At 58.1% G+C, this 26,853-nt stretch carries 29 protein-coding genes, 1 other RNA gene and 1 pseudogene; 18 read left to right on the top strand and 13 right to left on the bottom strand.

All coding sequences use genetic code 11. The features are described from left to right. Positions 1 to 75: 75 nt before the first annotated feature. Positions 76 to 1,071: a zinc-binding alcohol dehydrogenase family protein gene (locus tag B150_RS0102160; RefSeq protein ID WP_020398236.1), complete on the top strand. Its 996-nt coding sequence runs from the start codon at positions 76 to 78 to the stop codon at positions 1,069 to 1,071. Here the strand turns inward: B150_RS0102160 and B150_RS0102155 are convergent. The 3 genes from B150_RS0102155 to B150_RS0102145 all read right to left on the bottom strand — a co-directional run bounded on the left by B150_RS0102155 (position 1,068) and on the right by B150_RS0102145 (position 4,187). After that, a complete protein-coding gene (locus tag B150_RS0102155) occupies positions 1,068 to 1,943 on the bottom strand; it encodes a fructosamine kinase family protein (protein ID WP_025897003.1) in 876 nt (291 codons plus the stop codon). The two genes, B150_RS0102160 and B150_RS0102155, sit on opposite strands and share 4 nt — an antisense overlap. Before the next feature lie 2 nt (positions 1,944 to 1,945). Then, the gene (locus tag B150_RS0102150; RefSeq protein WP_020398234.1) at positions 1,946 to 2,422 is read right to left on the bottom strand and encodes a low molecular weight protein-tyrosine-phosphatase; all 477 of its coding nucleotides are present in this window, start codon (positions 2,420 to 2,422) and stop codon (positions 1,946 to 1,948) included. A 289-nt stretch (positions 2,423 to 2,711) separates the two neighbouring features. Continuing rightward, on the bottom strand, positions 2,712 to 4,187 hold the full coding sequence (locus tag B150_RS0102145; protein WP_020398233.1) for a serine hydrolase domain-containing protein: 1,476 nt from the start codon (positions 4,185 to 4,187) through the stop codon (positions 2,712 to 2,714). 435 nt (positions 4,188 to 4,622) lie between these two features. On the opposite strand from B150_RS0102145, the gene B150_RS0102140 reads away from it, so the two are divergent. Then, positions 4,623 to 4,931 carry a 4a-hydroxytetrahydrobiopterin dehydratase gene (locus tag B150_RS0102140; protein WP_020398232.1) on the top strand — a complete coding sequence of 103 codons (309 nt, stop codon included), beginning with the start codon at positions 4,623 to 4,625 and terminating at the stop codon, positions 4,929 to 4,931. 10 nt (positions 4,932 to 4,941) lie between these two features. Beyond that, entirely contained in the window at positions 4,942 to 5,337 is a 396-nt protein-coding gene (locus B150_RS19380; protein ID WP_020398231.1) for a cupin domain-containing protein, read from the top strand. A gap of 23 nt (positions 5,338 to 5,360) precedes the next feature. Here the strand turns inward: B150_RS19380 and B150_RS0102130 are convergent, their stop codons facing one another. Continuing rightward, positions 5,361 to 5,840, bottom strand: coding sequence for a PAS domain-containing protein (locus tag B150_RS0102130; protein ID WP_020398230.1), 480 nt, complete (start codon positions 5,838 to 5,840; stop codon positions 5,361 to 5,363). A 220-nt stretch (positions 5,841 to 6,060) separates the two neighbouring features. Then, on the bottom strand, positions 6,061 to 6,984 hold the full coding sequence (gene nudC, locus B150_RS0102125) for an NAD(+) diphosphatase (protein WP_020398229.1): 924 nt from the start codon (positions 6,982 to 6,984) through the stop codon (positions 6,061 to 6,063). 86 nt (positions 6,985 to 7,070) lie between these two features. Between nudC and ffs the strand changes: the two genes are divergently transcribed. From ffs to B150_RS0102080, 10 genes and pseudogenes are all read left to right on the top strand, one after another. After that, positions 7,071 to 7,167, top strand: an RNA gene (gene ffs, locus B150_RS22805) — signal recognition particle sRNA small type. Between the two features lie 165 nt (positions 7,168 to 7,332). Beyond that, positions 7,333 to 9,132: pseudogene (locus B150_RS0102120) on the top strand (DNA polymerase III subunit gamma/tau); the annotation flags it as partial. Positions 9,133 to 9,147: 15 nt separating this feature from the next. Continuing rightward, on the top strand, positions 9,148 to 9,471 hold the full coding sequence (locus tag B150_RS0102115) for a YbaB/EbfC family nucleoid-associated protein (RefSeq protein WP_020398227.1): 324 nt from the start codon (positions 9,148 to 9,150) through the stop codon (positions 9,469 to 9,471). An 85-nt stretch (positions 9,472 to 9,556) separates the two neighbouring features. Continuing rightward, on the top strand, positions 9,557 to 10,213 hold the full coding sequence (locus tag B150_RS0102110; RefSeq protein WP_020398226.1) for a DUF5671 domain-containing protein: 657 nt from the start codon (positions 9,557 to 9,559) through the stop codon (positions 10,211 to 10,213). Continuing rightward, positions 10,200 to 10,649, top strand: a complete 450-nt coding sequence (locus B150_RS0102105; RefSeq protein WP_020398225.1) for a hypothetical protein — start codon at positions 10,200 to 10,202, stop codon at positions 10,647 to 10,649. Before B150_RS0102110 ends, B150_RS0102105 begins: the two co-directional genes overlap by 14 nt. Then, positions 10,636 to 10,920: a GIY-YIG nuclease family protein gene (locus B150_RS0102100; protein WP_020398224.1), complete on the top strand. Its 285-nt coding sequence runs from the start codon at positions 10,636 to 10,638 to the stop codon at positions 10,918 to 10,920. Before B150_RS0102105 ends, B150_RS0102100 begins: the two co-directional genes overlap by 14 nt. Before the next feature lie 13 nt (positions 10,921 to 10,933). Beyond that, a complete protein-coding gene (locus B150_RS0102095; protein WP_020398223.1) occupies positions 10,934 to 11,404 on the top strand; it encodes an ABZJ_00895 family protein in 471 nt (156 codons plus the stop codon). Between the two features lie 6 nt (positions 11,405 to 11,410). Beyond that, a complete protein-coding gene (recR, locus tag B150_RS0102090) occupies positions 11,411 to 12,016 on the top strand; it encodes a recombination mediator RecR (protein ID WP_020398222.1) in 606 nt (201 codons plus the stop codon). Then, a complete protein-coding gene (locus B150_RS0102085) occupies positions 12,016 to 12,336 on the top strand; it encodes a DUF4286 family protein (RefSeq protein ID WP_020398221.1) in 321 nt (106 codons plus the stop codon). The genes recR and B150_RS0102085 overlap by 1 nt, the downstream gene beginning before the upstream one ends. Next, complete coding sequence (locus B150_RS0102080) at positions 12,329 to 12,718, top strand: GFA family protein (RefSeq protein ID WP_020398220.1); 390 nt, start codon at positions 12,329 to 12,331, stop codon at positions 12,716 to 12,718. The genes B150_RS0102085 and B150_RS0102080 overlap by 8 nt, the downstream gene beginning before the upstream one ends. A 287-nt stretch (positions 12,719 to 13,005) precedes the next feature. On the opposite strand, the gene dapE is transcribed toward B150_RS0102080, so the two are convergent. From dapE to B150_RS0102065, 3 genes are all read right to left on the bottom strand, one after another. Then, a complete protein-coding gene (gene dapE, locus B150_RS0102075; protein ID WP_020398219.1) occupies positions 13,006 to 14,151 on the bottom strand; it encodes a succinyl-diaminopimelate desuccinylase in 1,146 nt (381 codons plus the stop codon). Between the two features lie 4 nt (positions 14,152 to 14,155). After that, positions 14,156 to 15,001: a 2,3,4,5-tetrahydropyridine-2,6-dicarboxylate N-succinyltransferase gene (dapD, locus tag B150_RS0102070; protein WP_020398218.1), complete on the bottom strand. Its 846-nt coding sequence runs from the start codon at positions 14,999 to 15,001 to the stop codon at positions 14,156 to 14,158. Between the two features lie 107 nt (positions 15,002 to 15,108). Then, entirely contained in the window at positions 15,109 to 15,801 is a 693-nt protein-coding gene (locus tag B150_RS0102065; RefSeq protein WP_020398217.1) for a pyrimidine 5'-nucleotidase, read from the bottom strand. Between the two features lie 90 nt (positions 15,802 to 15,891). Between B150_RS0102065 and B150_RS0102060 the strand changes: the two genes are divergently transcribed. The 3 genes from B150_RS0102060 to B150_RS0102050 are packed head-to-tail and all read left to right on the top strand — an operon-like array spanning position 15,892 to position 20,294. Further along, complete coding sequence (locus B150_RS0102060; protein ID WP_025897784.1) at positions 15,892 to 17,553, top strand: sensor domain-containing diguanylate cyclase; 1,662 nt, start codon at positions 15,892 to 15,894, stop codon at positions 17,551 to 17,553. Position 17,554: 1 nt separating this feature from the next. After that, positions 17,555 to 18,850 (top strand): DUF2336 domain-containing protein, encoded by a 1,296-nt coding sequence (locus tag B150_RS0102055; RefSeq protein WP_020398215.1) that lies wholly within the window; start codon positions 17,555 to 17,557, stop codon positions 18,848 to 18,850. 43 nt (positions 18,851 to 18,893) lie between these two features. Next, positions 18,894 to 20,294, top strand: coding sequence for a class II fumarate hydratase (locus tag B150_RS0102050; protein ID WP_020398214.1), 1,401 nt, complete (start codon positions 18,894 to 18,896; stop codon positions 20,292 to 20,294). 2 nt (positions 20,295 to 20,296) lie between these two features. Here the strand turns inward: B150_RS0102050 and argB are convergent, their stop codons facing one another. The 4 genes from argB to B150_RS0102030 form a co-directional block, all read right to left on the bottom strand. Then, positions 20,297 to 21,202, bottom strand: a complete 906-nt coding sequence (argB, locus tag B150_RS0102045) for an acetylglutamate kinase (RefSeq protein WP_020398213.1) — start codon at positions 21,200 to 21,202, stop codon at positions 20,297 to 20,299. Positions 21,203 to 21,250: 48 nt separating this feature from the next. Continuing rightward, positions 21,251 to 21,967, bottom strand: coding sequence for a lysoplasmalogenase (locus B150_RS0102040; protein ID WP_020398212.1), 717 nt, complete (start codon positions 21,965 to 21,967; stop codon positions 21,251 to 21,253). A 100-nt stretch (positions 21,968 to 22,067) separates the two neighbouring features. Then, on the bottom strand, positions 22,068 to 23,354 hold the full coding sequence (locus B150_RS19375) for an MFS transporter (RefSeq protein ID WP_020398211.1): 1,287 nt from the start codon (positions 23,352 to 23,354) through the stop codon (positions 22,068 to 22,070). 9 nt (positions 23,355 to 23,363) lie between these two features. Next, on the bottom strand, positions 23,364 to 23,996 hold the full coding sequence (locus B150_RS0102030) for a cation efflux transmembrane domain-containing protein (protein WP_020398210.1): 633 nt from the start codon (positions 23,994 to 23,996) through the stop codon (positions 23,364 to 23,366). A 192-nt stretch (positions 23,997 to 24,188) separates the two neighbouring features. Here B150_RS0102030 and B150_RS0102025 point away from each other — a divergent pair, with 192 nt between their 5' ends. Then, positions 24,189 to 25,214, top strand: a complete 1,026-nt coding sequence (locus B150_RS0102025; RefSeq protein ID WP_162139640.1) for a succinylglutamate desuccinylase/aspartoacylase family protein — start codon at positions 24,189 to 24,191, stop codon at positions 25,212 to 25,214. Positions 25,215 to 25,312: 98 nt separating this feature from the next. Beyond that, on the top strand, positions 25,313 to 26,320 hold the full coding sequence (gene hemH / locus B150_RS0102020; protein ID WP_020398208.1) for a ferrochelatase: 1,008 nt from the start codon (positions 25,313 to 25,315) through the stop codon (positions 26,318 to 26,320). A gap of 3 nt (positions 26,321 to 26,323) precedes the next feature. Here the strand turns inward: hemH and B150_RS0102015 are convergent, their stop codons facing one another. Next, positions 26,324 to 26,770 carry a copper chaperone PCu(A)C gene (locus B150_RS0102015; RefSeq protein WP_020398207.1) on the bottom strand — a complete coding sequence of 149 codons (447 nt, stop codon included), beginning with the start codon at positions 26,768 to 26,770 and terminating at the stop codon, positions 26,324 to 26,326. Between the last annotated feature and the right edge of the window lie 83 nt (positions 26,771 to 26,853).

The following is a 26,853-nucleotide window of genomic DNA, read 5'->3' as shown; positions in this document are numbered from 1 at the left end:
CACAAAACTGTGCATACTTTTCATATGTATATCACTTCCCATATCGGCAATACCCCACTTTAACGGAGACAAAGAATGAAAGTTTTTGGGTTTAAAAAAGCATTGCCGACCAGCGAGGCAGCCGCCTTTATCGAGGTGGAAATGGAGACACCGGTACCAACCGGTCATGACATTCTGGTGGATATCAAGGCCGTGTCGGTTAACCCGGTTGATACCAAGGTGCGCCGCGGCAAAGAGGATGATGGCGCGCTCAAGGTCGCCGGGTATGACGCCGCCGGTGTGGTTGTGGCGGTCGGGCCCGAGGTGACGCTGTTCAAAGTGGGCGACGAGGTCTGGTATGCGGGCGATATCACGCGGCCCGGCAGCAATGCGGAATTCCAGTTGGTGGATGAACGTATTGCCGCGAAAAAACCGACACGCATGAGCTTCGCCGAAGCGGCGGCCATGCCGCTCACCATCCTCACCGCGTGGGAAGCGCTTTATGAACGCCTCGCCATCAGCCGAGACGCAAGCGCAAACAAAGGGCGGAAACTTCTGATCATCAACGGGGCTGGCGGTGTTGGCTCGGTCGCGATCCAACTGGCGAAACGAGCCGGCGTGCATGTAACCGCGACGGCGTCGCGCGCGAATAGTCGGGATTGGTGCCTTGATCTCGGTGCTGACGCGGTGATCCCGCACAAGGACACGGAGACCATGGGCGACAGCGCCTTCGACTGGATTTTTGTGTGCCACAACACGGATGACTATTTTGATATCGCAGCCCGTCTTGTGAAGCCAGGCGGTGCCGTTTGCATGATCACGGGTGCTTCTAAGCCGCACAATATTCAGGCGCTGATGCACAAGTCCGCGCGGCTCGTTTGGGAATATATGTTCACGCGCTCAACCTACCAGACGGACGACATGGCCGTGCAGCATGAGATTCTCACCAACGCGGCGGCACTTGTCGATGCTGGTGAACTCAAGGGCACGCGCACGAAAACACTGTCGCCCCTCAGCGTGGGCACACTGGCGGAGGCACATGCTACGCTCGAAGCCGGTGGCATGATTGGCAAACTGGTGATTGAGGCCTAGACGCCAAAACGGTCAAGGATGTGGGACACCTGTCCCACATAGCCGCCGCCGAAAAGCCGCACGTGCACGAGCAGCGGCCAAAGCTGGTAGATGGCTATGCGGTCTTCAAAAAAGCCGGGCTCGATGGCGCGGTGGGCGGCGTAGGCGTCAAAGAAATTGCGCTCCAGCCCCCCCATCAGCGCGATGAAGGCGAGGTCCATTTCCGCATGCCCGTATGAAATGGCGGGGTCGATGAACCCGGCGGCACGGTCGCCGTCAATCAGCATATTGCCGGCCCAAAGGTCACCGTGCAGGAGGCTTGCGGGGGGTGTACCCGGCAACAGGGTCGGTAGTTTGGCGGCGATGGCCTCAATGCGTGCCATCATGCCCGCCTCAAACCTGCTGGTGCGCAGGCAGGACTGCGCCATGGCGAGAAGCCGGTGATCACGAAAGAAGCTGGCCCAGTTCGCAGACTGTTTGTTGCGTTGGTTCAAGGGGCCGATAAATGTGTCTTCGGTAAAGCCATAAGGCTTGGGCGCATCCCCGGCCAAACAGTCGTGCAACGCCGCAACATGGATGGCGACACTTTCAGAAGCTTTCACCGCATCTGTCACACCGGCATGGGCGACATGTTCCATCACCAGAATACCCGCACTTTGAAACAGTACCCTGGGCACCGGCACCGGCGAATGCGCGGCCAGATGGTTCAGCATCATGGCTTCAGTGGCTGTGGTGTCCGGCTGGTCGGCGCGCGGGCGTTTGGCCACCACTTTGCGGCCATCCTTCAAGGTCAGGCAGGACACATCGGCAATGTCACCGCCGCGCATGGGCCGCGAACCCACCACGGGTGAGCCCAGTGCCTTTTCAAGCAGTAATGCGAGGGGGGACGGCATGCTTAAAGTCTCTCCGCCCGGATTTTCTCCAGAAGCCCCACGGACGCATCCATCGCCGCCAGATAACATGTGTCAAACTGGTCGCGGTGGCCATAGTAGGGGTCCGGCATTTCCTCAATACGCAGGTCGGGCGCATGGGGGAGGAAAAGGCTAATGCGGTCTTGCAGTTCGGTGGGGCAGCGGTCCAAAAGGTCACTCAGATTATCGTGGTCCATGGCGAGGATATAGTCGAACACGGCGAAATCCTCATCTGTCACCTTGCGGGAGCGTTGGCCGGTGATATCAACACCGCGTTTTTTCGCGGTGGCAATGGCGCGGTCATCCGGCGCGGAGCCAGCGTGGTAGCCAATGGTGCCTGCACTGTCGATCATGAAACTGTCGGTCAGCTTGGCTTCATCCACGGCCTTGCGGAATGCACCCTCGGCCATCGGTGAGCGGCAGATATTCCCCATGCAGACAAACAGGACTTTGACCGTCATCGTGACTTCACCTCATGTTGGAACGTCGGGTACGGCTCAATACTTGGTACCTGATTGTGCCTTTAATAAAAAGCCTCGTCCATGGCTCAGGAGAAGATTGTTGTGCACCGCCGCGGCGAAGGCGTTTGCGTTCGGTGGAAAGTGTGGGGCTTGGGTTCCGGTCAATGCACACCGGAGACGCCACCGGGCAGACGCCACCGGGCCAGACTCACATGAATCCGGCCCGGTGTTAAGGTTTTCGTCCTGCCCGAGCGCGCACGGCGGCGGCGCGACAGGCGGAGGGATTTTATTATTCAGCGGATGCCTTTTTGGTGAAAGGCAGGCCGCTGAATTTTACTTGAGTCAAAGCACCGGCGTCGTTCAGCGTTGGCTGAAGATAGTTTGAGCTTGGCAGTTCCGGGTTGTCGGAATCGTGCACTTTCAGGCAGCCTTCGCCCGTGACGCTGATTTTTGATGTGTTGACCCCAAGGGTTGCCATATAGCCGTCATCCGCCTTGGTAATCGTGAGCGGGAAGAGGCCTGGCAGCGAATACTCACCCGGCAGCGCCGCAAGGGCGGTGTCAGAAAATGCGGGGCACGCTTTATCTTCCGGCTTATCCTTGCCGTGATAAACGGCATACAGCTTTTCGGACCAATCCTCGGCAGGCTTGTCCAGAAGGATGTCCAACACTGTGTACATCATGGCATGGCGGTACTCGATATGATCCGCGTTGATGAAGGCATATACACCTGCCTTTTTGCCGGGGACGATGGCATTGATGGCCGACATGCCGTCAATGCTGCCGGTATGCATCACAATCTTCTCACCCTTGTAGTCATAGACAAACCACGCAAGGCCATAGGAGTAGTAGGAATGATCAAGCGTCGCCGCAGCGGGGTAGATGGTGCTCGGGTCCATCAACATCTGCGGTGCGAACATCTCTTTCATCGCAGCTTCCGAAACCAGCCGTTTGTCACCAACCATGCCGCCGTTCGCGAGGAAGCGTAGCCATTTCGCCATGTCGGATGGCGTTGAGTTGATCATGCCCGCAGACTGGCTGTATTCAATGTAGGGATATTCAATCTGATAGAATTTGCCGTCGATATACTGGTGGGCTTCCGCACGGTTTTTGCGTGCTTCTACCTCAGCGTCCAGCAGCAAGGTCTCGGTCATGCCGAGGGGGGTAAGGATACGTTCCTTGACAAATTCATGGAACGGTTTGCCGGTGACTTTTTCAACGACCAGGCCCGAGAGGGCAAAGATGGTGTTGTTATAGTCCCATGCCTGACGGAAGCTGGTTTGCTGCGGGTTGTTTGGCAGCATCTTCCATGCGTCCGGAAGACTTTTGCTGAGGAACACGTTGATGTTGCTGAGCTGGGAAACGCCGCTGCGGTGGCTCAGAACATCACGGATTGTCATGTTCTTTTCCACATAGTCTTCGTTCAGGTCCAACTCCGGCACATGTTTGATGATCGGGTCATCCCAGCTCACCTTGCCCTCGTCCACCAGCAGCGCAAGCGCCATTGAGGCAAAGGCTTTGGTGGTTGAACCAGCTTGGAAGAGCGTGTGTTCATCGACCGGATTATTGTTGAGAACCGATTTGATGCCGTACCCGCGGCTGAGCAGGACTTCCCCATCCTTGACGATGGCGAGGCCAAGGCCCGGCGCATGCCATTTCTCCATCGCGGTTGTGACTTTGGTGTCGAAGTCTTCAGGCAAGTCGCCGGCAAATGCGGCGGGGCTTGTCGCGGCAATAGCAAGTGTCAGACAGACGATTTTTTTCATGGATTGTCCTCCCTTCAGGCAGTGTTTATTTTTAAAGGGCCTGAGATACTCTGCGGCAGCGCAATCGGTTGCGCACCTCAAATCTCCCGGCGTCAACAAGGCCTTCCGGTTTTTGCCGTCACCTCAATCGCTTCGGCAAGCCACGAATGCCTTTCATTCGGATATTTCAGTTCCAGATGACACAAGTCTATAGCTGCCTTAATGCTTATTCAAAGATATTTTGGCAGCCTTAAACAATATAAATTGCAAATTAATGCAGATTTATATTCGCGCGGTGATCATATGCACAACGAAGCCGCAGATATTTGAGAGAGATGCTCGACCGAGGACCGAACCTCCTCAACACGTCAGTGACCATGGACGAGCGGGCATGCATGTGCGACAACTCGTTGAGGAGCTATTGGCCTATCAAGCCAGTTTGAGAAGGGAATTATCATGAGTACACGACCGACACAGCTTTCCGCCGATGAACGAGATGCTGCGCTCGCCGCACTGGACGGCTGGGCCTACGATGCAGACGCAAAGGCGATCAAAAAGGATTTCCGCTTCGAAGATTTTTCTGCCGCTTGGGGGTTCATGAACCGCGCCGCGCTGCTGGCTGAAAAAATGGATCACCACCCCGAATGGTTCAATGTCTACAACAAGGTTGACGTGATGATGACCACGCATGATGCGGACGGGGTTACGGATCTTGATATCAAAATGGCGACCGCGATGAATAGTTTCGAGGCCGCAACGAAATAGGAAAAAGGCCATGTTCAAGCCACTTCTGACGCTTGCACTTCTCGTCACCACGCCTGCCTATGCCGGGGTGGAGGAACTGATGAAAGCGGACGCTGACATCCTCGGTAACCCAATCACCTATGCGAATGGCGACGCGGCTGAAATTACCAGCATCATGATCACCATGCAGCCGGGCGAAAGCAATGGCTGGCACAGCCATCCCGTTCCCACCTTCGGCTATGTGCTTTCAGGTGAATTGACGGTGGAATACGAAGGCGGCGCGGTGAAAATCATGCGACCGGGCGAGACTGTTGTGGAAGCCCAGCATACACCGCATCAGGGTCATAACCGGGGTGATGAAGTGGTGAAGATCGTGGTCTTTTATGCAGGAAGCAAGGGCGTGCCGACCACGGTCCGGGGGAAATAGGGACCCGTGGCCGGCAACCGCATTCAAAGACAATAGGTGGTGCCGGCGAGGCCGGAATAAGCGCGGGCGGTGCGCCGCCCGAAATTCATCACCATCATAACCTTGTCTGTCTTTTTGTGGTCACTCGCGAGCGGAAGGTAGAGGATACCGGCCTCCTTCTCGCCTTCTTTCACAATACCGCATACATCGGTCCAGTAATTGGGCCTGCCTTCATCGCATATCTGCGTCAGGTGGTCCCAGAACGGGCTTCCCGGTCCTTTGCCGGGCACTTCCGAGAAGCGGCAACCGGTATAGTCGCGGTCTAGTTCGTCGGCTACGTCCTGCCCAATCAAACGGTACTCATAGTCGCGCGGGTCATCCTTGATATCGATGATGATGATCTTGGATGCATGGCGACCGATGTCTTGTAGCCTGATGTCCGCGCGGGAGGGGAGATCGCCTGATCGCATGGACAGTTTGGTCCAGTGGCTCAACATTTGCTGCTGAGGTTCGGACATATTCATAGACGCCTCCAATTGTTAATGGTTACGCATCTACTCATCGACCCCTGAACAAGTCTTAACAAGATGTTTACACTAACACGCCGCGAAGTACCGGCAGAGTCTTTTTGGAAAATTTTACTTTAATTCGACATGTTTAACGGATTTGTGATTGCGTTTTACTGCGTCTTGCAACGCAACTGTTGCAAGTGCAAAACTTTATACGCATCCCTTGGTGTCCGGATCACTCTTCAGCGAGCCAGAGCTCCAACAAATTGTGTGCAATGGCGAGGGAGGGCGGGAGAATCAGGTTTGGGGTCTCACCCGCGACGGCGCGACGGGCTTCTTCCCTCGTGACCCAGCGTGCATCCTCAATCTCGGTGGTGTCCGGCGTGATCTCGCCGTCTTCCACCCAGGCGAAGCAGCCGATCATCAGGGTGGATGGCCAGGGCCATGGCTGGCTGGCCTTGTATTCCACCTTTGTGGCCTTGAGGCCAGTTTCCTCCATCAGTTCCCGCGCCACAGCTTCCTCGATGGTCTCGCCCGGCTCCATGAAACCTGCCAGGGCGGAATAAATGCCGGGCGGCAGGTGGTAACCGCGACCGACAAGTGCGCGCTCATTGTTGCCCCCCTCCGGGAAGGCCAGCATGATCACAACGGGGTCGGTGCGCGGGAAATGGCTCGCGCCGCAGGACGGGCACTTGCGCTCGTAGCCTGCTTTCACAAGCTCTGACTGGTGCCCGCATTTGGCGCAGAAGAGGTGGCTTTTGTGCCATGCCAGCATGGATTTGGCCTGGGCTACAATGCCGAGGCTCGGGTGTGCATGGCCAAATTTCATGGCCACTGCACGGCCCTCGCGGAATTTGGCGGGCGCGAACATGTCGCCAAACTCCTCAGCGCTGCCGTCAAGCGTGGCGGCATAGCGTGGCGCGTCGCCCTCAAGGCCGAGGAAAATGGTGGTACCAAGCGGCAGGAAGCGGCACCGGCCCGGTGTCATCCAGGCGATATCGCCAAATTCGTCGGTCAGCACCCGGTCATCGGCAAAGAGCACGAATCGTGCGTCATCCCGCCGGGCCCAGTCGCCAAGGATCTCAGCATCATTGCGCAGATGGTCGGCGCGGTTGAGCGGATTACCGGAAAATGCTGTCGTTACAGTGCTTAAGGCCACGCCTTCCTCCCATTATTCTTTGTGCATGAAGCTAGTGCGGACACATTCCCCTTGCAAGTGTGAGCAAGAATCGCCATATACAGCCGCGGGAGAGCCGGCGGACATTCCGCTCGCCAACCCGGTCAGGTCCGAAAGGAAGCAGCCGTAACGAGTTGTGCATGGGTCGTTTTGGCCCTCCCACCCTACCTTCATTTTTATCTCCATTGCCCGGTTTGTTTACAAGCCGGTGACAGTGTGCGTGATCTGTGCGGGCTATGTGCATTTTCCTGATGCATTTTCCGGCCCAGCCTCTTTCCCGATGGGTTCAATCCTGCTAGTCATGATCAACACCATCCACGGGGGACAGACACGCCCATGAGCGACAGCACTGAAAAGCAGAATTACCGGGTTCTTGCCCGTAAATACCGCCCATCGGATTTCGATAGCCTTATCGGGCAGGAAGCCATGGTGCGCACGCTTTCCAATGCGATCGACAGTGGCCGCCTTGCCCATGCCTTTGTGCTGACCGGGGTTCGCGGGGTGGGTAAAACCACAACGGCGCGCATTATCGCCAAGGCACTGAACTGTACCGTGCATGACGGCCCGTCCATCAACCCGTGCGGCGCGTGCGATAACTGCAAGGCCATCGCCGAAAGCCGCCATGTTGACGTGCTGGAGATGGACGCCGCCTCGCGCACCGGGGTGGATGATATCCGTGAGATTATCGAAAGCGTGCGCTATGCGCCGGTTTCCGCCCGCTACAAGATTTACATCATCGACGAAGTGCACATGCTCTCGAAGAACGCGTTCAACGCGCTTCTTAAAACCCTTGAAGAGCCGCCCGAGCATGTGAAGTTCATTTTTGCGACGACTGAAATCCGCAAGTTGCCAGTGACGGTGCTGTCGCGCTGTCAGCGCTTCGACCTCAAGCGGGTTGAGGCGGATGTGCTGATTGCCCACCTCGCCAAGCTTGTCGACCAGGAAGGCTGCAAGGCTGACGAGGGCGCACTGAAGCTGATCGCGCGCGCCGCTGAAGGTTCGGTGCGCGATAGCCTGTCGCTTCTCGACCAAGCCATCGCGCACGGCGCGGGTGAAGTCACCGAGGGTCAGGTGCGTGATATGCTCGGCCTTGCCGACCGGGCGCTGGTGCTTGACCTGTTTGAGCAGCTTATGAAGGGTGATGTTGCCACGTCGCTTGGCACCCTGCGCAAACAATATGATTCTGGCGCGGACCCGTCAGTGGTGCTCAACGACCTTCTTGAGGTCACGCATTGGCTGACGCGCCTCAAGGTTACGCCTGACACCGGCACCGATACGCTTGTCTCCGAAGCGGAGCGCAAGCAGGGCGGCGAGATGGCCTCAAAGCTCGGTATGCCGCACCTCACCCGCGCGTGGCAAATGCTGCTTAAGGGCCTTGGTGAAGTCAAAACCGCACCCAGCCCCATTGCTGCGGCTGAAATGGTGCTCATTCGTCTGTGTTACGCGGCCAACCTGCCAAGCCCGGCTGACCTTGTGAAACAGGTGCAGGGCGGTGGCGGTGCGCCAGCGGGTGGCCCATCGGGCGCGCCCGGCGGTGGTGGTGGCAATGTGCATGCGATCGCAGGCCAACAGGCGCCGCAAGCCTATGGTGGCGGTGCGCCAACGGCAGCACACAGTGCGCAGGTGCTCGCCTTCCGGCAGGATGCCGGGCAGGGCGCGGACCATCCCAAACACCCGATGCCGGTGGACTTTGAAAAACTCGTCGCGCTTTTTAACGTTGAGCGCGAACCCACGCTCGCGGTGATCCTGAAGGACCATGTGCGGCTGGTGAACTATAAGCCCGGCGCGATTGAGATGCGCACGCTCAGGCAACTGCCGCCTGACTTCATGATGCGGGCAAAGTCCTGCCTCAAGCTCTGGACCGGGGTGGACTGGCAGATTACCGTCACCCGCGAGGCCGAGGGTGAAGAGACCATCCGCACCAAGGAAATCGTGCGCGAGAAGAAGCGGCGCGATGAAGCGCTGGCGGAGCCGATTGTGAAATCCCTGCTCGCCGCCTTCCCGGACGCGGAGCTCATTCACGTGCGTGACAGCCGTGCCGAGGAAGAAGACCTGCCGAGCATGGATGACGCCCTTGAAGGTGTGTCCTTCGATGATGATATGACCGACGGGTCCGATTTTGATTTTTAGGTCTGGAGTGAAGCCATGAAAAACCTCACTGAAATGCTGAAAAAAGCGCAGGAAATGCAGTCCAAGATGGGCGACATGCAGGCTGAGCTGGACCGGGTAGAGGTTGAAGGCACCGCAGGCGCCGGCATGGTGAACGTTATCCTTACCGCCAAGGGCGACATGAAATCCGTCACCATCGACCCAAGCCTGTTCTCATCGGAAGAAAAAGATGTGGTTGAAGACCTGATTGTCGCCGCGCACAAACAGGCGCGTGAAAAGGCAGCCGACGCCATGCAGTCGCGCATGAAGGACCTCACCGGCGGCCTCGACCTGCCGCCCGGATTTAAAATGCCATTCTAGGCATACCGGCTATTGCCGCCATAATGCCTTGATCGTGCGGGAAGTTTCACCTTAACGTTGGTGAAACTCAGGGAAGGGGGCGAGCGTGGCATCCAGTCAGACACTCCAGGACTTTGTTGGCAAAGCGCTAGAGGCGGGCAAAAGCCGGGCTGAAATATCGGCTGTACTCACGGAAGCCGGCTGGCAGGCGGATGAGATTAGGAAGGCGCTCGCCGCCTATCACCCGGCTGAGTTTCCCGTCCCGGTCCCGGCCAAGCATTATTCGCTCACCGCGCGGGATACGGTGTTTTACCTTTCGCTTTTTGGTGCGCTCTACCTCGCCTGCTGGGGCGTGATCATGCTGGCATTCGATATTCTGGACCTTGTGATCCGGGACCCTGCCGCGCACGACAACACCGGTTATATCGAAAGCAACATCCGCTACTGGATGGCCTGGACCATTGTTTTTGCACCCACCTACCTTGCGCTCGCCTACAAGGCGGAACAGCGTGTGAAAGGCATGGTCAGTGCGCCTATGTCCGGCGCGCGGCAGTGGCTGACTTACCTAACGCTTTTCTTTGCGGGACTCACCGCCCTCGGTGACCTCGTTGCTGTGCTCTATCATTTCCTTGGTGGCATGGCGACGTCGCGTTTCCTGCTCAAGGTGCTGGTGGTGGGTTTTGTATCGGGTTCGGTGCTGACCTATTATTTCCGTTCCATCCGGCAGGCGGAAGATGCGGAGGCGGGTGATGAAAACGCCTAGCAGCGGCAAGCTGTTCCTGCTCGCAGGTACGTTTCTCGTGGCCGGGCTTGTGGCGCTTGGCGCGTCGCTCGTGCGCTCACCCGCCGAGATGCAACTCGCGCGGCTTGATGACCGCCGGGTGTCTGACCTGCGCGAAATTAACCGCGCGGTGCACCAATATTATCGCCGCTATGACGAATTGCCCCGAAGCCTTGATCAATTGCCATCTGCCACACCACAACGCGGGGAGATGGTGGACCCCATCACGGGCGAGCGCTACGCTTATCAGATAACCGGCGATCTGGACTTCAACCTTTGCGCCAAATTCGACCTTGCGGATAGCGGTCGCCGGGGCGATTACCCGCATTTTTACGACACCGACCTTGGCGTCGACTGGCGGCACGACGCGGGGCCATTCTGTTATGCCCTGACGGTCAGGGAGCGTGACCCTGAGTGAGTTTGACTATCCCTGTTTTGTTTATGTGCTGGCCTGTTTTGATGGTGCCAAAGCCCGAACCTATGTGGGCTGGACGACCGATGTAAACAAGCGCCTCGCCGCGCACAATAGCGGCACAGGCGCCAAATCCACCCGTGGGCGAACGTGGGTCATTCTCCACACCGAGGAGTTTAAAACGCGCGGCGAGGCCATGAGCCGCGAGTGGCACTTGAAACGTGACCGGAAATTCCGCAAAAAGCTTCTGGACACCTATTCAGGTACATCAGACTAGCGGGGCAGGGAACATGAGCGAACAAGCAGAAGCAACAGCACCAGCGAAGATGCTTCCGTATCTCAGCACATTCGCGAGCTGGTATATTTGCCTGATGCTGGCCATGACCGGGGTCAGCTTTGGTTTCGGCATCAATTTTGGCGAGCTTGGCAAGCTGTTGATCATCGTCGCCGCCGCTGTCATGACCGGTTTCCGTTTCGCCGAGGAACAGGAACGCGGTTTTGTTGGCGCGGAGAAATGGAAGCTCGGGCTTATTGCCCTCTTGGTGCTGCATGTCGCCAACACGCTGAATACATTGCTGATCGCCCATGTGTTCCTGACCGAAGAACGCCGCGCGCATTTTTATGAAGTGCTGACCTCCGCTGAGCCTCAGGTGATGGCCTTCTCCCTCGCCATTGTTTCCTTCTTTTATTATGTCGCCACGGTGCTGTTCCTTGGGGTGGGGGTGAAAAGCCGCCTCAAGAAACTTGGTAAAGCGGAGTAGAGCCTGATGCCGCGCAGTCACGGTAGTGAAATTGATACACTGATCCAGCTTCTGGCCAAACTGCCGGGGCTTGGTCCGCGCTCGGCCCGGCGCTCCACGCTGCAGCTATTGAAGAAGCGTGACAGCGTCATGGTGCCGCTTGCCCGCGCGCTTGAGGATGTGGCCGCGAAAATCGTCATCTGTGCGTCTTGCGGCAATATCGACACAAGCGACCCCTGCCATGTGTGTGTGGACGGCCGGCGCGACCGCAGCACCGTTTGTGTGGTGGAGGATGTGGCCGACCTTTGGGCGCTTGACCGGTCGGAGACCTATCGCGGCCTCTACCATGTGCTTGGCGGCACCCTCTCTGCCCTTGATGGCATCGGGCCGGATGAGCTCAACATCGCGCCGCTGCTTGAACGCGCGCAGTCGGGCGAGGTGACGGAAGTCATCCTTGCCCTCAATGCGACGGTGGACGGCCAGACCACGAGCCATTATCTGGCCGAACGGCTGGCGGACACGGGTGTGAAAGTCACAGCGCTGGCGCACGGTGTGCCGGTGGGCGGTGAGCTTGACTATCTGGATGACGGTACGCTCGCGGCAGCATTGCGTGCCCGTGGTGCGGTAAGCTGATGACCGAAGTTATTTATACCGTCAAAGTGTGGGCGGACCCGGTTGCGGGCCGAGGTTATATTGATTGGCTCACGAACGGCCATGTGGCGGCGGTCGCGGCTGACCCCGGCGTGAAATGGGCACGGCTGACAAAGCTTGAGGAAACGTCGCCTGACGGATGGGCTGGCTTTATGGCCGTTTATGCATTCAAAAGCCGGGCGGCGCTCAGCGCCTATCAGGCCAGTGAGCTGTTCCAGTCCTTCACGCCGGTCTATGAAAAATATAACGGCCTGTTCCGTGTTGAACGGGCGCTTGGCGAGGTGATTGAGAGCCATGGCTGATAAGGTAACCCACAAAGGCGGCTGCCACTGCGGTACTGTGACGTTCGAGTTTGATGGCCCGTCCGACCTGAAGGCCGTAACCTGCACCTGCAGCATGTGCGCGCGCACCGGTTTCATCCATTATTTCGCGACACAGGATGAGTTTCGCATCACCTCCGGCGCGGACAACCTGACGGAATACACCTTCAATACCCGCACGGCGAAACACCTGTTTTGCAAAACCTGCGGCGTGAAATCCTTTTATGTACCGCGCAGTCACCCGGATGGTTGGTCCATCAACACCAACTGCATTGATATGGCGACGGTAACGAGCCTTGATATCGGTGAATTTGACGGCGCCAACTGGGAAGCCAATATCGAAAGCCTAAAAGCGGAGGACTAAAGCCGGGCTGGGCGCAGGATTGAATAAAGGGGTCTGCGGGAGGCGCAGACCCCTTTAACTTTTGAGCACCCGAAATGTAGGGCATTGGGGCTCAGGGGAGCAAGGTTCACATCGGCGTTTCAGTGCAACCGCACCGGGAGGGGCCCCTGGGGCAGAACCGTAGGGACGGCGGGGCGTGACCCCCAGACCTCTGCAAACCGCAATAGGATAATAGGCAGCACCGCGTACCCGCGAAACTAGAATTAATTTAGGTTTGTGTGACAGATTCACTAAGTCCCTGTTTGGGCTTAGCCGATCAGCCTGTCCAGCATGTCTTGATAGACGTCCGCCAGCGCTTCAACGTCGGCCACGGCGACATGTTCGTCCACCTTGTGCATGGTGGCACCCACAAGGCCGAACTCGATCACCGGGCACATATCCTTGATGAAACGGGCATCGGACGTGCCGCCGGTTGTTGAAAGCTCGGGCTTTTTGCCGAAGCGGGCTTCCACGGCGGCAACGGCGGCGTCTGAGAGCGGCCCCTCCTCGGTGAGGAAACTGTCCCCTGACAGCCACCAGTCGATCTCATAATCCACACCCGCCGAATCCATGCGCGCGAGCAGAGTGGACTTCAGGCTTTCAGGCGAAAATTCATTATTGAAGCGCACATTGAAGCGCGCAGAAGCTTCCGCCGGGATTACATTGTGGCTTTCATTGCCCACATGGATGTTGACGATCTCAAGGTTCGAAGGCTGGAACTTCTCGTTACCGCCATCAAGCGGCACTTCAAGCGTGGCCAGCACCTTCACAAGGTCCGGGATCGGGTTTTTGGCGAGGTGCGGGTAAGCCACATGGCCCTGTGCGCCCTTGACGGTGACGACACCGTGCAGGCTGCCGCGACGGCCGATCTTGATCATCTGGCCCATCTCGGTCGGGTTCGTGGGTTCTCCCACGATACACATGTGGATCTTCTCGCCCTTGTCATTGAGCCAATCGAGCACCTTCTTTGTACCATTGATGGCCATGGCTTCTTCGTCGCCGGTGATGAGGAAGGAGATGGAGCCCTTGGGCTTTTTCTTGCGGCCTTCAAGGAAACGTTCGGTCGCCACGACAAAAGCGGCGATGGCGGCCTTCATATCAGCCGCGCCGCGGCCATAAAGCTGGCCGTCGCGCACTTCCGCCTTGAAGGGGTCAACCGTCCATTGGCTTTTGGCACCCACCGGCACCACATCGGTGTGGCCGGCGAAACAGACGTTCGGACCCTTCTTGCCGAAGCGGGCGTAAAGGTTTGGTACCGGCTCTGTGCCCTCCTCCTCGAACACCAGCTTGTGGCATTTGAAGCCCAAGGTGGTGAGGACCCCGGCCAGGAAATCGAGCGCATCGCCCTTGTCGGGGGTGATGCTTTCACGCCGGATAAGATGCTGCGCGAGGCTGACGGGGTCGAGGGTGAGCATATACCTAATCTCTCAAAAGGTCGTTGATCGAGGTTTTCAACCGGGTGCGCTCGTCCACGCGTTTCACAATCACCGCACAAGCGAGGCTTGGACCCATGGAGCCGTCAGCCATCGGCTTGCCCGGCAAACTGCCCGGCACGACCACACTATAGGCCGGAACGCGGCCCATGAATATCTCACCTGTGTTACGGTCGACAATTTTTGTCGAGGCGCCAATGAACACGCCCATGGAGATAACGGCGCCTTCCTCGACAATTACGCCTTCCGCCACCTCAGACCGCGCGCCAAGGAAGCAGTTGTCTTCGATGATGACGGGGCCAGCCTGCAGCGGCTCAAGCACGCCGCCGATACCGGTGCCGCCCGAAATGTGAACATTCTTGCCGATTTGCGCGCAGGAACCAACGGTGGCCCAGGTGTCCACCATGGTGCCTTCGCCAACATAGGCGCCGAGGTTCACGAACGACGGCATCAGCACCGCGCCCTTCGCGATATGGGCGGAGCGGCGCACAATGGCACCCGGTACGGCGCGGAAGCCTGCGGCCTTGAACTGGTCAGCACTCCAGCCTTCAAACTTGCTTGGCACCTTGTCCCACCAGTGGGTGTTCGCGCCCGGGCCACCAGCGATCATTTCCATATCGTTGAGGCGGAAGAACAAGAGAACCGCTTTTTTGAGCCACTGGTTCACCACCCATTCGCCGCTGTCCTTCGAGGCCACGCGGAGGGTGCCGCTATCCAGCAGGTTCAGCGCTTCCACAACAGCGTCGCGGACTTCGCCCTTGGTGGAGGCATTGACCTCGTCACGGTTGTCGAAGGCGGTGTTGATGGTGCTTTCAAGCGCAGCATAGGACATGGGCGGGTTTCCTGATGGTCAAAGGGGCCAAAAAATCCCGAGAACAATAGCGGCGGCCCCCGTGAAGTCAATCACAGGCGGGCCGCGTGCGCCCTAGAATTCCTAACCTAGCGGTTTAAAAAACCGTGCAGCCAGTCGGTGAGTATCTCGGTTTCGGCATGAATGAAGCCGGGGTCATGGTCGGCTTGCCCCCACACGCTGCCGGTGTTGACCCAGACCGTTGCCATGCCAAGGGCATGCGCGGGCTTCAGGTTGCGGGCCATATCCTCGAACATCACAGCGCGGTTGGGGTCGATACCGTGGTCGGTGATGAACTTGTCATAGACCGCGGCCTTCGGCTTGGGCTCAAGCTCGGCGGCATGAATATCGAAGATCGCCTCGAACTGGTCTGCAACACCCAAGCGGTCGAGCACTTTTTCAGCGTAGGTGAGGTCCGCGTTCGTGAACACCAGTTTACGTCCCTCAAGTGCCGACAGCAGGTCGCGCAACTGGCCGTCCGCTGTGATGGGCGAGAAGTCGATATCATGCACATGGTCCAGATAGTGGTGCGGGTCTATCTCATGGTTTGCCATCAGGCCCTTGAGCGTGGTGCCATGCTCAAGCAGGTAGCCTTTCTGCACCTTGCGCGCATCGTCCGGCGACAGGCCAAGCAGGTTCTGCACATATTCGCCGATCTTGATGTCGACCTGAGCGAAAAGATTGCATTTTTCCGGATATAGCGTGTTGTCGAGGTCGAAGACCCAGACATCGCGGCTGTCATCAAATACGGGGTGGAATTTTTGTGTCTGCACTTTGAACATAGTCCTACATTTATGCGCAAATGACTGTTAAATCTACATTAACAGTCAGAAACTAGACTGTGTCGCAAAAGTAGCATTGGAAATCCGTTCGTGAACACATTGGCGAAATTTGTCTCGTCCTGGCGTAAGTCGGGCGATGACGCGAACCTTGGCGATGCCGAGGCCTGCGCCATGCGTATTGCGCCGGACGGAAGTGTGCTTGACCGCTCGCCTTCTGCTGCGGGCCTTGTGGACCTTTGGGCGAACCGGGACAGCGCGCTAACTACCTTGATAGAAAAGGCTTTCCGGTCTGGCGTGCCGGTTGAGGCGCGGCGCGAGGACGCTGGCTCGAACCACTGGCTGGTAGCAATGCCGCAGGGCGGCAATGTCACTCTGGTCGCGCGCGATACGACCCTTCATGACAAAGTCACCGAAGCGCTGATGAAAAGCCGGACCCTTCTTAAAGACCTGCTCGATTCGGCCGCTGACCTCGCATTTGAGGTGGACGGTGACGGTATGTTCCGTTTCCTGACCCCGGCCGAGGCTTTCGGGTTCAAGACCGAAGCTTGGCTCGGCCGCGATGCGTACCGGCTTTTCTGGCCTTCGGGCGACGTTCCGGCCCGGAACCCGTTTGCTTCCTCCGCGGTCGCGAGCTTTGACGCCGTACCTGTGCAGATGGACGGGCAGGAAAAGCGCTGGATGCATTTTGCCGTGCACCCCAAGTTTGACGATAATGGCACCCGCATCGGCCTTCGGGGCACGTGCCGCGACATGACGGCGCGCTATCTTGCCGAACGCAAGGCACGGCAGGACAGCCTGCGTTTCACCCTGCTGCAGCGTATCACCAATGGCCTGAATAGCTATGACAACGCGCAGGATTTGATGGACAATGCGTCCGAAGCGCTTCTCGATGTGCTGCGTGCCGATATGGTATGGGCTGTGGTTCAATATAGCGCGGGGCTTGTGCCGATCTCCATGATGGGGACGCGCCATGAAATCCTGAACCTTGATGGCATCTGGCGTTCGCTCGAAGGGCATGAAGCCGTCTGTACCATTGTTGAAGGTGAGGACCGCGCACATCTTGCGATCCGGCTTGAGTTCGGAGGCAGCGCGCTTGGCATGGTGATCATCAGCCGTGACACAGTGGCCAGCCCATGGTCCGTGCAGGAACGGCAGCTTCTGGACGGTGTCGCCGGTGTGCTAACAGCGGCTTTCACCAAGGCGCAGCTCATTGACCGGCTGTACCGGCTTTCAAGCAAGGATGACCTCACAGGGCTTCTTAACCGCCGTGCGCTTGTGGAAACCATTGAAGCGCGGCTCAAGCATCAGGCCCGCACCGGCCAATGTGGCTGCTTGCTGTTCATCGACCTCGACCACTTCAAGGAAGTGAACGACACGCTCGGCCACCAGGTGGGTGACCAGGCGCTGAGGCTTGTGGCCGAAAAACTGCAAAGCATGATCAGGCCTTGTGACTATGCCGGACGCTATGGCGGTGACGAGTTTGTGCTCTGGATCGAGGATGTCTCGACCGACGTGGCGAGCGAGAAGGCGCGGGCGCTGCTCGAGGCTATGCCGGGTATCCGTAAAGCCATCGGCGACCCGTCACTGCGGCTCAATGCCTCTATTGGTATTTGCCAGTCGCTGGCTGGCGCGGATTTTTCGTTTGAAGACCTTGCGGACCGGGCGGATGCGGTCCTTTATAATGTGAAAGCGTCCGGCCGCGGCGATATCGCGGTGGAAGAAGACACGCAGCGCGCGGTGGGGGAACACTGATATGCTCAACAAGCTTAAATCGCTTTTTGGCGGTACTGAGAAAAAGGCACCAGCCGCACAAAAAAGTGCGCAGCTGCCGGCGACGCTGACCAAGGAGCATGAGCAGAAAATACTGCAGAGTGGTACGCCGACTGAGCGGCAAGCGCTGGCTGCCCGCCATGATGCGCGCCCGGAAGTGCTTTATTATCTCGCTGAAGACGCCTCGCCCGCCGTGCGCCGCGCCATTGCACAAAACCCCGCGACCCCTATTCAGGCGGCCGAGAAACTGACCTCGGACGATGATGAGGAAGTGCGCGAGGAATTGGCGCGTAAGATCGGCCGTTTGGTGCCGGGCCTTGCCCCCGGCGAGAAGGATGCGCTGCGCGAGAAAGCCATCAAGGTTCTTGAAACCCTTGCGCAGGACCAACTCCCCAAAGTGCGCGCGATTATTGCGGACGAGATTAAATCCAGCGGCGAAGTGCCGAAGGACTTGATCGACCGACTGGCGCGGGACGTGGAAGAGATTGTCTGTGGTCCGATCCTCCAGTATTCGCCGCTGCTGAACGATGATGACCTGCGTGAGATTATCGCGGCAGGCATCAGCTCCGGTGCGCTCAAAGCCATTGCGAGCCGGGCGCATGTGCCGGCGGATGTTGCGGATGACATTGCGGCCACCCTCGATGTGCCTGCAATTGCGTCGTTGCTCGCGAACGCGAACGCACAAATCCGGGAAGATACGCTGGACCAGATCATCGATCAGGCACAGTCGGTTGAGGAACTGCATACGCCGCTTGCGCTCAGGCCACAGCTCTCCATCCGTGCGATGAAGCGCATTGCGGGCTTTGTCGCATCTGCGCTTGTGCATGCGATGATGGACCAGGCGGCGTTGCCGGAAGAGCAGGCCGAGGACCTGTTGGAGCGTGTGCGCGAACGCTTGTCGTCCGAACGTGTGGGTGATGATGAGGAAGCCGAACTGGCCGCCCGCGCGCTCGACTATTTCCAGAAGGGCATGCTGAACGACAAGTTTGTGCATGAGCAGATTGAGGCCAACCGCCGCGAGCTGTTGTTGCAGTGCCTTGCCGTGATGGCAGACCTGCCAGCCGCGACCGTGCGCCAGATTGTGCACTCCAAGAGCGGACGAGCCGTTACCGCGCTGGCTTGGAAAGCAGGCCTGACCATGCGCACGGCCTATGAACTGCAAACCCGCTACGCGCTTGTGCCAACCGCCCAGCTTTTGAGCGCCAAGGGCGGCGAGGATTATCCGATTGATGACAATGAGCTCGATTGGCATCTGAGCTATTTTGTGGAACAGGCCTAAATCTCACCAAAGTCACGTCTATCCTTGTGGGGAGGAGGTAACGATGGCCAACACACGTACAGAATCTGACAGTATCGGCCCGGTGGAAGTCCCGGCGGACCGGCTTTGGGGCGCGCAGACCGAGCGCTGCCTGATGAATTTCCCTATCGGCACCGAGAAGATGCCGCTAGCCTTTGTGCATGCGCTGGGCATGCAAAAGCATGCTGCCGCGGCGGCCAACAAGGCGCTGGGCCTATTGGACGACAAACGTGCTGACGCGATCATCAAAGCGGCGTCGGAGGTGCATGGCGGCAAGCTTGATGCGGAGTTCCCTTTGCCGGTGTGGCAAACCGGCAGCGGCACGCAAAGCAACATGAACGCCAATGAGGTAATTGCGAACCGCGCCACTGAAATTCTGGGTGGCAAACGGGGCGACAAGTCGGTGGTGCACCCTAATGACCATGTGAACATGGGCCAGTCATCGAACGATACGATCCCCACCGTGATGCTGATCTCTGCCGCGCTGATGACTGAACGTACGCTCAGGCCCGCGCTTGAGGGTATGATCGCCTCGCTCGACCAATTTGGTGAAACCTACGGCCATATCATCAAGCTGGGCCGTACCCATATGCAGGACGCCACGCCCATTACGCTTGGGCAGGTTTTCTCGGCCTATAGCGCGCAGCTTTCCGCCGTCCTTGGTGCACTCAATGACCTGATGCCGCGCCTTTTGAAGCTGCCGCAAGGCGGCACAGCGGTCGGCACGGGCATCAACTGCCATGAAGATTTTCCCCTCGAGTTCTGCAAAGCCCTTAATGAGGTCGCGGGCTTCACTTTTGAACCAGCGCCCAACAAGTTCGCCGGCATCAGCGCGCATGATGAGCTCGTTGCGCTTTCAGGGGTGCTGAATAGCGCCGCGGCCGCGCTTTATAAAATCGCCAACGACATCCGCATGATGGGTTGCGGCCCACGCGGTGGGTTTGCCGAACTGGTGCTGCCAAAGAACGAGCCCGGCTCATCCATCATGGCGGGCAAAGTGAACCCAACGCAGGTGGAAGCGCTGACGATGGTGTGCGCGCAGGTGATGGGTAACCACACCACGGTAACGGTCGCGGGCAGCCAGGGGCAGTTTGAGCTGAATGCCTATAAGCCTGTCATCATCTACAATGTGCTGCAGTCGCTTGCGCTTCTGTCGGACAGTGTGGCCAGTTTCACCGAGCGCTGCCTTGATGGCCTGCAGCCGGATGAGGAGCGTATCGAGGAACTGCTCAAGGGTTCCCTCATGCTCGCAACTTCGCTTGTGCCGCATATCGGCTATGACAAGACGGCTGAGATCGCGGGCAAGGCGTCAAAGGACAAATCCACCCTGAAGGCGGCTGCGCTTGCTCTTGGCTATGTCTCTGAAGAGGATTTTGAGCGCTGGACCGACCCAAGCCAGATGGTCGGCCCAGACAGGCGGGACTAGGCTCAGTCCCGCTCGCGGATAAGGGTACCCGCACCGCGCTCTGTAAAGATTTCAAGCAGCATGGCGTGCTTGATACGGCCGTCAAGGATAACGGCACCCTTCACACCACGATCAACGGCGTTGAGGCAGGTCTCCACCTTCGGCAGCATGCCGCCATAGATGGTGCCGTCCTCAATAAGCGCGTCAATATCGTCGCTATCAAGCTCGGTCAGCAGTTCCTTGTCTTTACTCAGCACACCCGGCACATCGGTCAGTAGGAAGAAGCGGCGGGCACCAAGCGCGCCCGCGATGGCACCGGCCATCGTGTCGGCGTTGATGTTGTAGGTGTTGCCGTCTTCGCCCGGTGCGATGGGGGAGATGACAGGGATATACCCGTTCGCAAGGCACTGGGACACAAAGCTTGCGTCTACGGTTGCGGGGTCGCCAACAAAGCCGAAGTCGATGACTTTCTCAATATTCGAATCCGGGTCCTTCTTGGTGCGGGAAACCTTCTTCGCCGTCACCATGGAGCTGTCCTTGCCTGAAAGGCCCACAGCTTTGCCGCCCGCTGCATTGATATCAGCCACAATGGATTTGCCGATGGCACCAAGGACCATCTCCGCCACATCCACGGTGTTCTGGCAGGTTACGCGCAGGCCGTCCACGAAGCTGGTCTCGATGGAAAGGCGGGAGAGCATCTCACCGATTTGCGGGCCGCCGCCGTGCACAACAACAACATTGATGCCCACCTGCTTGAGCAGCACCACATCTTCCGCGAACTGTTTCGCGAGTTCCGGGTCCCCCATGGCGTGACCACCGTATTTGATCACGAAGGTCTCGCCCGCGTATTTGCGCATATAGGGCAGCGCCTCCACAAGGGTGGAGGCTTTTTTCTGAAGCTTTCTCTTGTCCTGGTCCACTTTGATCATGACCTTTGTCCTGAAGAAGAAGGCCCCTTAATGGGGAAGGCCGGCCTTCTAGTCAAATCGATAACCGCCAGAATAGGCGGGGCGGTCGTCGGTCAGCATGACACCCAGCGTTACCATGAACTGGCTCAGGTAATAGCTGGCCCACACAAAATAACCGACAAATTCGGGCACGCTCATGAACTGTCGCGCGCCAAGCGCCGCGTCTGAAAAGACGAATAGTACGGCACCGATACCCACAAGACGGGGCGGAAACCTGCTCAGGATAGCGGTTGACGCCATCAGCACGAGCATGGCGGTATAGCCAAGTACATAGTTGCGCATCTCACCAAGCGCATCATACATCCAGAAGCCTGCCACAAAGGCAAAGGCCCACAGAAGCAGCACGTAGCGTAACCTGCTTGCACTAATTCGGTCAAATCGCTGCCCGTTGATGAGATACATGAGGATGAAAATGATGTGCGCCACACCAAAGGCCATAAGGCCATAGAGGAACGCGCCGTCTTGCGGCAACACCAGCATCACATCGCCCGTCACAGAGGCCACGAGTGCGAGCAGCAGGAGGAAGTGGGTGAAACTGCGCAGGTTGATACCAACAAAAAGCACCAGGAAGCTGACTGCGCTCATTTTTACAAGCGCCTGCCAGAGGATGCCTTCAGGGTACAGCCCGACGCCGTAGGCGATAGCGCCAATCATGGACAGAATGACAAAAATCTGCCCAATTGCCTCGACAATCGGTCGTTTGCGCTCACTGAAAATGCGGGTCACGAAAGTCCCTCCCTCACGCCACTATAGGCAGGCGTTGTTGTGTGCCACAAGCCTTTGATTCAAATGTATCAATTTCATGGCAAACGATGAAGTTCTTTCCTTAAAGCCGCGCCATTAGTTTGGCCGCCACCGGCAAAATCAGCAGGTTGGCAAGCGCGTATATCAGCAGAACATGGGATGATGTCAGTCCAAGGGTGATCAGGATGGCGGCAATGATGGTGCCGCCAGTCATGAAGCCGCTGTTGACGATATTGTTCGCCGCTATCATGCGGGAACGCTCAGTGCGGTCTGAACGGTCCTGCAAAATGGCGTAGAAAGGCACAATCACCATGCCTGCTGCCATCGCAACACCGATCAGGAGCGCGAGCGACACCCAGTTTGACGTGGCGTCCATGAAAAGCGCGAGGTCCATGGGTTCGGTCGCGTTCACGCCGTTTTCACCCGGCAGTGCCAAGTAAAAGAGCGTGCTGAGTGTGGCGAGCGCGAGGAGTGCGGGCCGCGCCAGCTTGGCAGAAATCTCACCCTTAAGAAGGCGCGAGCACAGGAGCGAGCCAACACCGATACCGATTGAGAAACAGGCGATGATCACCGTCACCACGGTCTCGTCACCGCCAAGGCGGTTTTTCACGATATCCGGGATTTGCGTGATGTAGATTGAGCCGTATAGCCATATCCAGCTGATGCCGATAATGGCAGGACGCGCCACATCATTTTGCCATGCCGCCTTGAGCTGTTGCCCTGTGGCGCTGAAAATATTGAGGTTCAGCTTAAGCGCGGGTGCTGCCGCACCCGTGCGCGGTACAAGGCTGCCGGAAATCGTGCCGATGATGGCAAGGCTGATCATTAGATAGGCCATCTTCTCGGTGCCGCCCGGTTGCAGGACCAGCAGGCCACCCACCAGAAGGCCGAGAAGGATGGCAACAAAAGTGCCCGCCTCAATCAGGCCGTTCGCGCCCAGCAGCTCTTCTTTCGTGGTCAGCTCCGGCAGGATGGAATATTTGATCGGGCCGAAAAAAGTGCTCTGCAGGCCAAGACCGGACAGCACGCCAATCATCATGGGCAGGCTCTCAAGATGGAACGCAATTGCGCCCGTCAGCATCAGCCCCACTTCCCACAGCTTGATCCAGACAATCTGTTTCGATTTATCGAACTTGTCCGCCAGTTGGCCGGCAAGCGCCGAGAAGATGAAATAGGGCAGGATGAAAAGCCCGATGGCCAGATTGTTCAAGACCGCCGGCTGCATCGCCATCTCTTCCGCGATGCGGTAGGTGATGAGCATGATGAGCGCCTGCCGGAACAGGTTGTCGTTCATGGCGCCAAGAAACTGGGTAATGAAAAGCGGCAGGAAGCGCCGTGTGCCAAGGAGTGAGAATTGTGCGCGCCCCATGCCTTCGGCCTACTCGGCCGCGGCGTGGTGATGATGGTGCGCCAGTTCCGCGCGCGCCTGCCGGATAATCTGGAAGGAGCCGGAGAGGAAAATCGTCGCCATGATGCCTGCGACAATCAGGTCGGGCCAGCCAGTGCCGGTTGCCCATACGCCAGAGGCCGCCACCATCACCATGATGTTGCCAATGGCGTCATTACGGCTGCAGAGCCAGACCGAGCGCACATTGGCGTCGCCGTCCTTGAAGCGTACGAGCAGCAGCACGCTTGCCACATTGGCCGCGAGCGCCGCCGCGCCAACCGATCCCATGATAAAGGCCTGCGGCTGATTGAGATAAAGCACCGTATAAAGCGTGGAGCCGAGGACCCAAAGCCCCATGGCTGAAAGGCTGAGGCCCTTGAGGAGCGCGGCTTTGGCACGCAGGGTGCCAGCCTTGCCGATTACATAGAGCGAAAGGGCATAGGTACAGGTGTCGCCAAAAAAGTCGAGTGCGTCGGCCTTCAGTGCCTGGCTGTTGCCGACAAATCCCATCGGCATTTCCACAAGGAACATGATGGCATTGATCAGGATCACTAGGATCAGCGCGCGCTTGTAGCGCGGGTCCATTCCCTCGAACTTCACCTCATGACAACAGTTTGCACCCATTGGCGGGACTCCTTTCCCTGTAATCTGACATCAGGGACCGGGGGCGTGCAACCCAAATTTCCGTGTATTCCCAAACTGATGCGAGGCTGTGCTTTGAATTGGGCATTGCACACCGCCGGAGCGATCTGCGATGATGCGAGCATAGAGATTCGAGAGGACCCCCACACAATGCGCTCAGCCATGCGCCCACTGATGAAACGCTTTTTGCTGCTTGCCCTTATGGCTTGTGCAGTAACGGGCGCTGTACGCGCGGCAAATGTGGGTGATGTGCCCATCATCAGCAAACTTGATGTGGCTGGCCTCAAAGAGGGACGTCACCATTTTTACCTGAACGCGGGCCGGGGTGCGACGGGCCTGCCCAACCTTGTGCCCGTTATTGTCATGAAGGGGGCGGGTGAAGGTAAACAACTGCTGCTGACCGCCGCCGTTCATGGGGATGAGCTCAACGGTATCCGTGTCATTCACCGCCTGATGGACGAGCTGGACGCATCAAAACTGACGGGCACCATTGTAGCTGTGCCAGGTGTCAACCAGGCAGGCATGGAAGTGCACAGCCGCTATTTTGGCCTGCGGGGCGGGGACCCGAACCGCGCATTCCCGGGCAGCGAGAAACGCGGCGAGGCCGAAGCGCGTTTTGCCTACCACCTGTGGCATAACCTTGTGCTGCCGGGCACCGACCTCGCGGTTGACCTGCATACCCAAACGACTGGCACAAGCTATCCCCTGTTTGTGTTTGCCGATTTCCGTAACGCGACCGCGCGGGACATGGCCTATTCCCTCCACCCGGACATGATCAAGAACGACCCGGGCGAAGAGGGCACGCTTGAGACCAGCCTGATCAAAAAGGGCATTCCCGCAGTGACGTTCGAGATTGGCGGCCCCAAGGAATTTGAAGCGCGCATGATTGACCGCGCGCTGGCGGGGCTTGAGAATTTCCTCAATTCGCAGGGCTTTCTCTCGGACGGCGCGCGGCCCGCGCGGGAGCAGCCGATTGTGGGCACCAATTTCACCAACGTGTATGCGGATGAGGGCGGGCTTGCCGTCATTGAAGTGGGTCTCAAGGACCATGTGAAAAAAGGCACGCGGATCGCCACGCTCTATGACCCCTTCGGGCAACCGCTCAGGCACTATTATGCGCCGGTGAGTGGTGCGGTGGTCGCCATCGCGACGGACCCGGTGCGCGACGCAGGCTCTATGCTGGTGCGCATTCTGCACTGAGGTCAGCCGATTAAAGAAATCGCGTTTTTTTGTGAGCCACGCGCGGCAAAACAGCGTAGAACTGTATCAAAGACAATCACTTACCGAGTGCGAGCGATATGAAAACTGATCATCCGGACATCAAACACGGCAAGCTCGGCATCCTGCTTCTGAGCCTTGGCACACCGGACGCCCCGACCTATGCCGCCACCCGGCGCTATCTGGCGGAATTTCTGTCGGACCCACGGGTGATCGAGACACCGCGCGCCATCTGGTTGCCAATACTCTATGGCCCGATCCTGACGTTCCGTCCGGCGAAATCAGCCAAAGCCTATGCCAAAATCTGGGATTATGAGCGCGGTGAAAGCCCGCTTCGCACCCACTCGCGCGCTCAGGCAGAGAAGTTGCAGGCGATGATGGGTGAGGCGGCGCATGTGGAATGGGCGTTCCGCTACGGCCAACCGAATACGGAGCGGGGGCTTGAAGCCCTGCGCGCCAAAGGCTGTGACCGTATCCTCCTGTTCGCGCTTTACCCTCAGTATAGCGCCACAACAACCGCAACAGCCTACGACAAGTGTTTTGAGATCCTTGGCAAGATGCGTTGGCAACCGGCCGTACGCACTGTGCCGGCTTATGTCGACCATCCCGCGTTTGCGGATGAGCTTGCCGCGTCCGTGAAAGAGGGCCTTGCCACCCTCGACTGGCAACCGGAGAAGGTGCTCGCCTCCTACCATTCAATCCCGAAATCCTATTGGGACAATGGTGACCCGTACCCGTGCCACTGCTTCAAGACGAGCCGCCTCTTGAGGGAGAAACTGGGCATGGGCGAAGACACACTTCTCACCAGCTTCCAGTCCCGCGTCGGGCCGACCGAATGGGTCAGCCCCTATACGGACAAGACGGTGGAGAAACTGGCGAAAGAGGGTGTGAAGAAGCTCGCCGTACTCGCTCCCGCGTTCAGCTCAGACTGTCTCGAGACGCTGGAGGAGATCAACATGGAACTGCGGGAGACTTTCCTGGAACATGGCGGCACGCACTTCCACTATATCCCCTGCCTGAACGCGACGGAGCGCGGCATGCGGGTGATAGATAGCGTTGCGCGGCACGAGTTGCAGGGTTGGCTCTAGCGCCTATTCGGTGAGGCCCATCATACCGGTGACTTCAACAACCACCGGCGTTTTGCCTGCGTGCTCAAAATCAAGGGTGACGGTGAACACGTCGCCTTCCGCGAGCGGCTTTGTGAGGCCCATCAGCATCACATGATAGCCACCGGGTGCGAACGCCAGCGTCTCGCCCGGTGCGATCGGCAGTTCTTCCACATGGTCCATGCGCATCACGCCGTCCACTTCGCGGCTTTGGTGGATCATTGACGTTTCCGCGATATCGGTGCTGACACCGTTCAGATAGTCAAGCTCATGGCTGTCATTCTTGATGGTGAAATAGACGGCAGTGGAGATCGTGCGGCTGGTCTTGCGCGCCCACGCTTTTTCGATCACAAGGCCATGGGCTTCGTCTTCATGGGCAAAGGCTGGCAGGCTCATCATGATGAGGGCACAAAAAGCAAGGATCAGACGCATGTAAATTCTCCGCAGAAAGTCTGCGCCTTTGCTAGCGGGCTTTGCCCACACGCGCAAGGGGCAGATTGGCGCACCTGACTTGC

The sequence above is a fragment of the Kordiimonas gwangyangensis DSM 19435 = JCM 12864 genome (genome assembly GCF_000375545.1).
Lineage (GTDB): Bacteria > Pseudomonadota > Alphaproteobacteria > Sphingomonadales > Kordiimonadaceae > Kordiimonas > Kordiimonas gwangyangensis.
Note: the sequence above shows the minus strand (reverse complement) of the source record. Positions and strands in the feature narration are given on the sequence as shown.

Bases quoted from the DNA above. Each gene is read 5' to 3' on its own strand.
- B150_RS0102160 (WP_020398236.1), top strand. From the start codon at position 76: ATGAAAGTTTTTGGGTTTAAAAAAGCATTGCCGACCAGCGAGGCAGCC.
- B150_RS0102155 (WP_025897003.1), bottom strand. From the start codon at position 1,943: ATGCCGTCCCCCCTCGCATTACTGCTTGAAAAGGCACTGGGCTCACCC.
- B150_RS0102150 (WP_020398234.1), bottom strand. From the start codon at position 2,422: ATGACGGTCAAAGTCCTGTTTGTCTGCATGGGGAATATCTGCCGCTCA.
- B150_RS0102145 (WP_020398233.1), bottom strand. From the start codon at position 4,187: ATGAAAAAAATCGTCTGTCTGACACTTGCTATTGCCGCGACAAGCCCC.
- B150_RS0102140 (WP_020398232.1), top strand. From the start codon at position 4,623: ATGAGTACACGACCGACACAGCTTTCCGCCGATGAACGAGATGCTGCG.
- B150_RS19380 (WP_020398231.1), top strand. From the start codon at position 4,942: ATGTTCAAGCCACTTCTGACGCTTGCACTTCTCGTCACCACGCCTGCC.
- B150_RS0102130 (WP_020398230.1), bottom strand. From the start codon at position 5,840: ATGAATATGTCCGAACCTCAGCAGCAAATGTTGAGCCACTGGACCAAA.
- B150_RS0102115 (WP_020398227.1), top strand. From the start codon at position 9,148: ATGAAAAACCTCACTGAAATGCTGAAAAAAGCGCAGGAAATGCAGTCC.
- B150_RS0102105 (WP_020398225.1), top strand. From the start codon at position 10,200: ATGAAAACGCCTAGCAGCGGCAAGCTGTTCCTGCTCGCAGGTACGTTT.
- B150_RS0102095 (WP_020398223.1), top strand. From the start codon at position 10,934: ATGAGCGAACAAGCAGAAGCAACAGCACCAGCGAAGATGCTTCCGTAT.
- recR (WP_020398222.1), top strand. From the start codon at position 11,411: ATGCCGCGCAGTCACGGTAGTGAAATTGATACACTGATCCAGCTTCTG.
- B150_RS0102085 (WP_020398221.1), top strand. From the start codon at position 12,016: ATGACCGAAGTTATTTATACCGTCAAAGTGTGGGCGGACCCGGTTGCG.
- B150_RS0102080 (WP_020398220.1), top strand. From the start codon at position 12,329: ATGGCTGATAAGGTAACCCACAAAGGCGGCTGCCACTGCGGTACTGTG.
- dapE (WP_020398219.1), bottom strand. From the start codon at position 14,151: ATGCTCACCCTCGACCCCGTCAGCCTCGCGCAGCATCTTATCCGGCGT.
- dapD (WP_020398218.1), bottom strand. From the start codon at position 15,001: ATGTCCTATGCTGCGCTTGAAAGCACCATCAACACCGCCTTCGACAAC.
- B150_RS0102065 (WP_020398217.1), bottom strand. From the start codon at position 15,801: ATGTTCAAAGTGCAGACACAAAAATTCCACCCCGTATTTGATGACAGC.
- B150_RS0102055 (WP_020398215.1), top strand. From the start codon at position 17,555: ATGCTCAACAAGCTTAAATCGCTTTTTGGCGGTACTGAGAAAAAGGCA.
- B150_RS0102050 (WP_020398214.1), top strand. From the start codon at position 18,894: ATGGCCAACACACGTACAGAATCTGACAGTATCGGCCCGGTGGAAGTC.
- argB (WP_020398213.1), bottom strand. From the start codon at position 21,202: ATGATCAAAGTGGACCAGGACAAGAGAAAGCTTCAGAAAAAAGCCTCC.
- B150_RS19375 (WP_020398211.1), bottom strand. From the start codon at position 23,354: ATGGGGCGCGCACAATTCTCACTCCTTGGCACACGGCGCTTCCTGCCG.
- B150_RS0102030 (WP_020398210.1), bottom strand. From the start codon at position 23,996: ATGGGTGCAAACTGTTGTCATGAGGTGAAGTTCGAGGGAATGGACCCG.
- B150_RS0102025 (WP_162139640.1), top strand. From the start codon at position 24,189: ATGAAACGCTTTTTGCTGCTTGCCCTTATGGCTTGTGCAGTAACGGGC.
- hemH (WP_020398208.1), top strand. From the start codon at position 25,313: ATGAAAACTGATCATCCGGACATCAAACACGGCAAGCTCGGCATCCTG.
- B150_RS0102015 (WP_020398207.1), bottom strand. From the start codon at position 26,770: ATGCGTCTGATCCTTGCTTTTTGTGCCCTCATCATGATGAGCCTGCCA.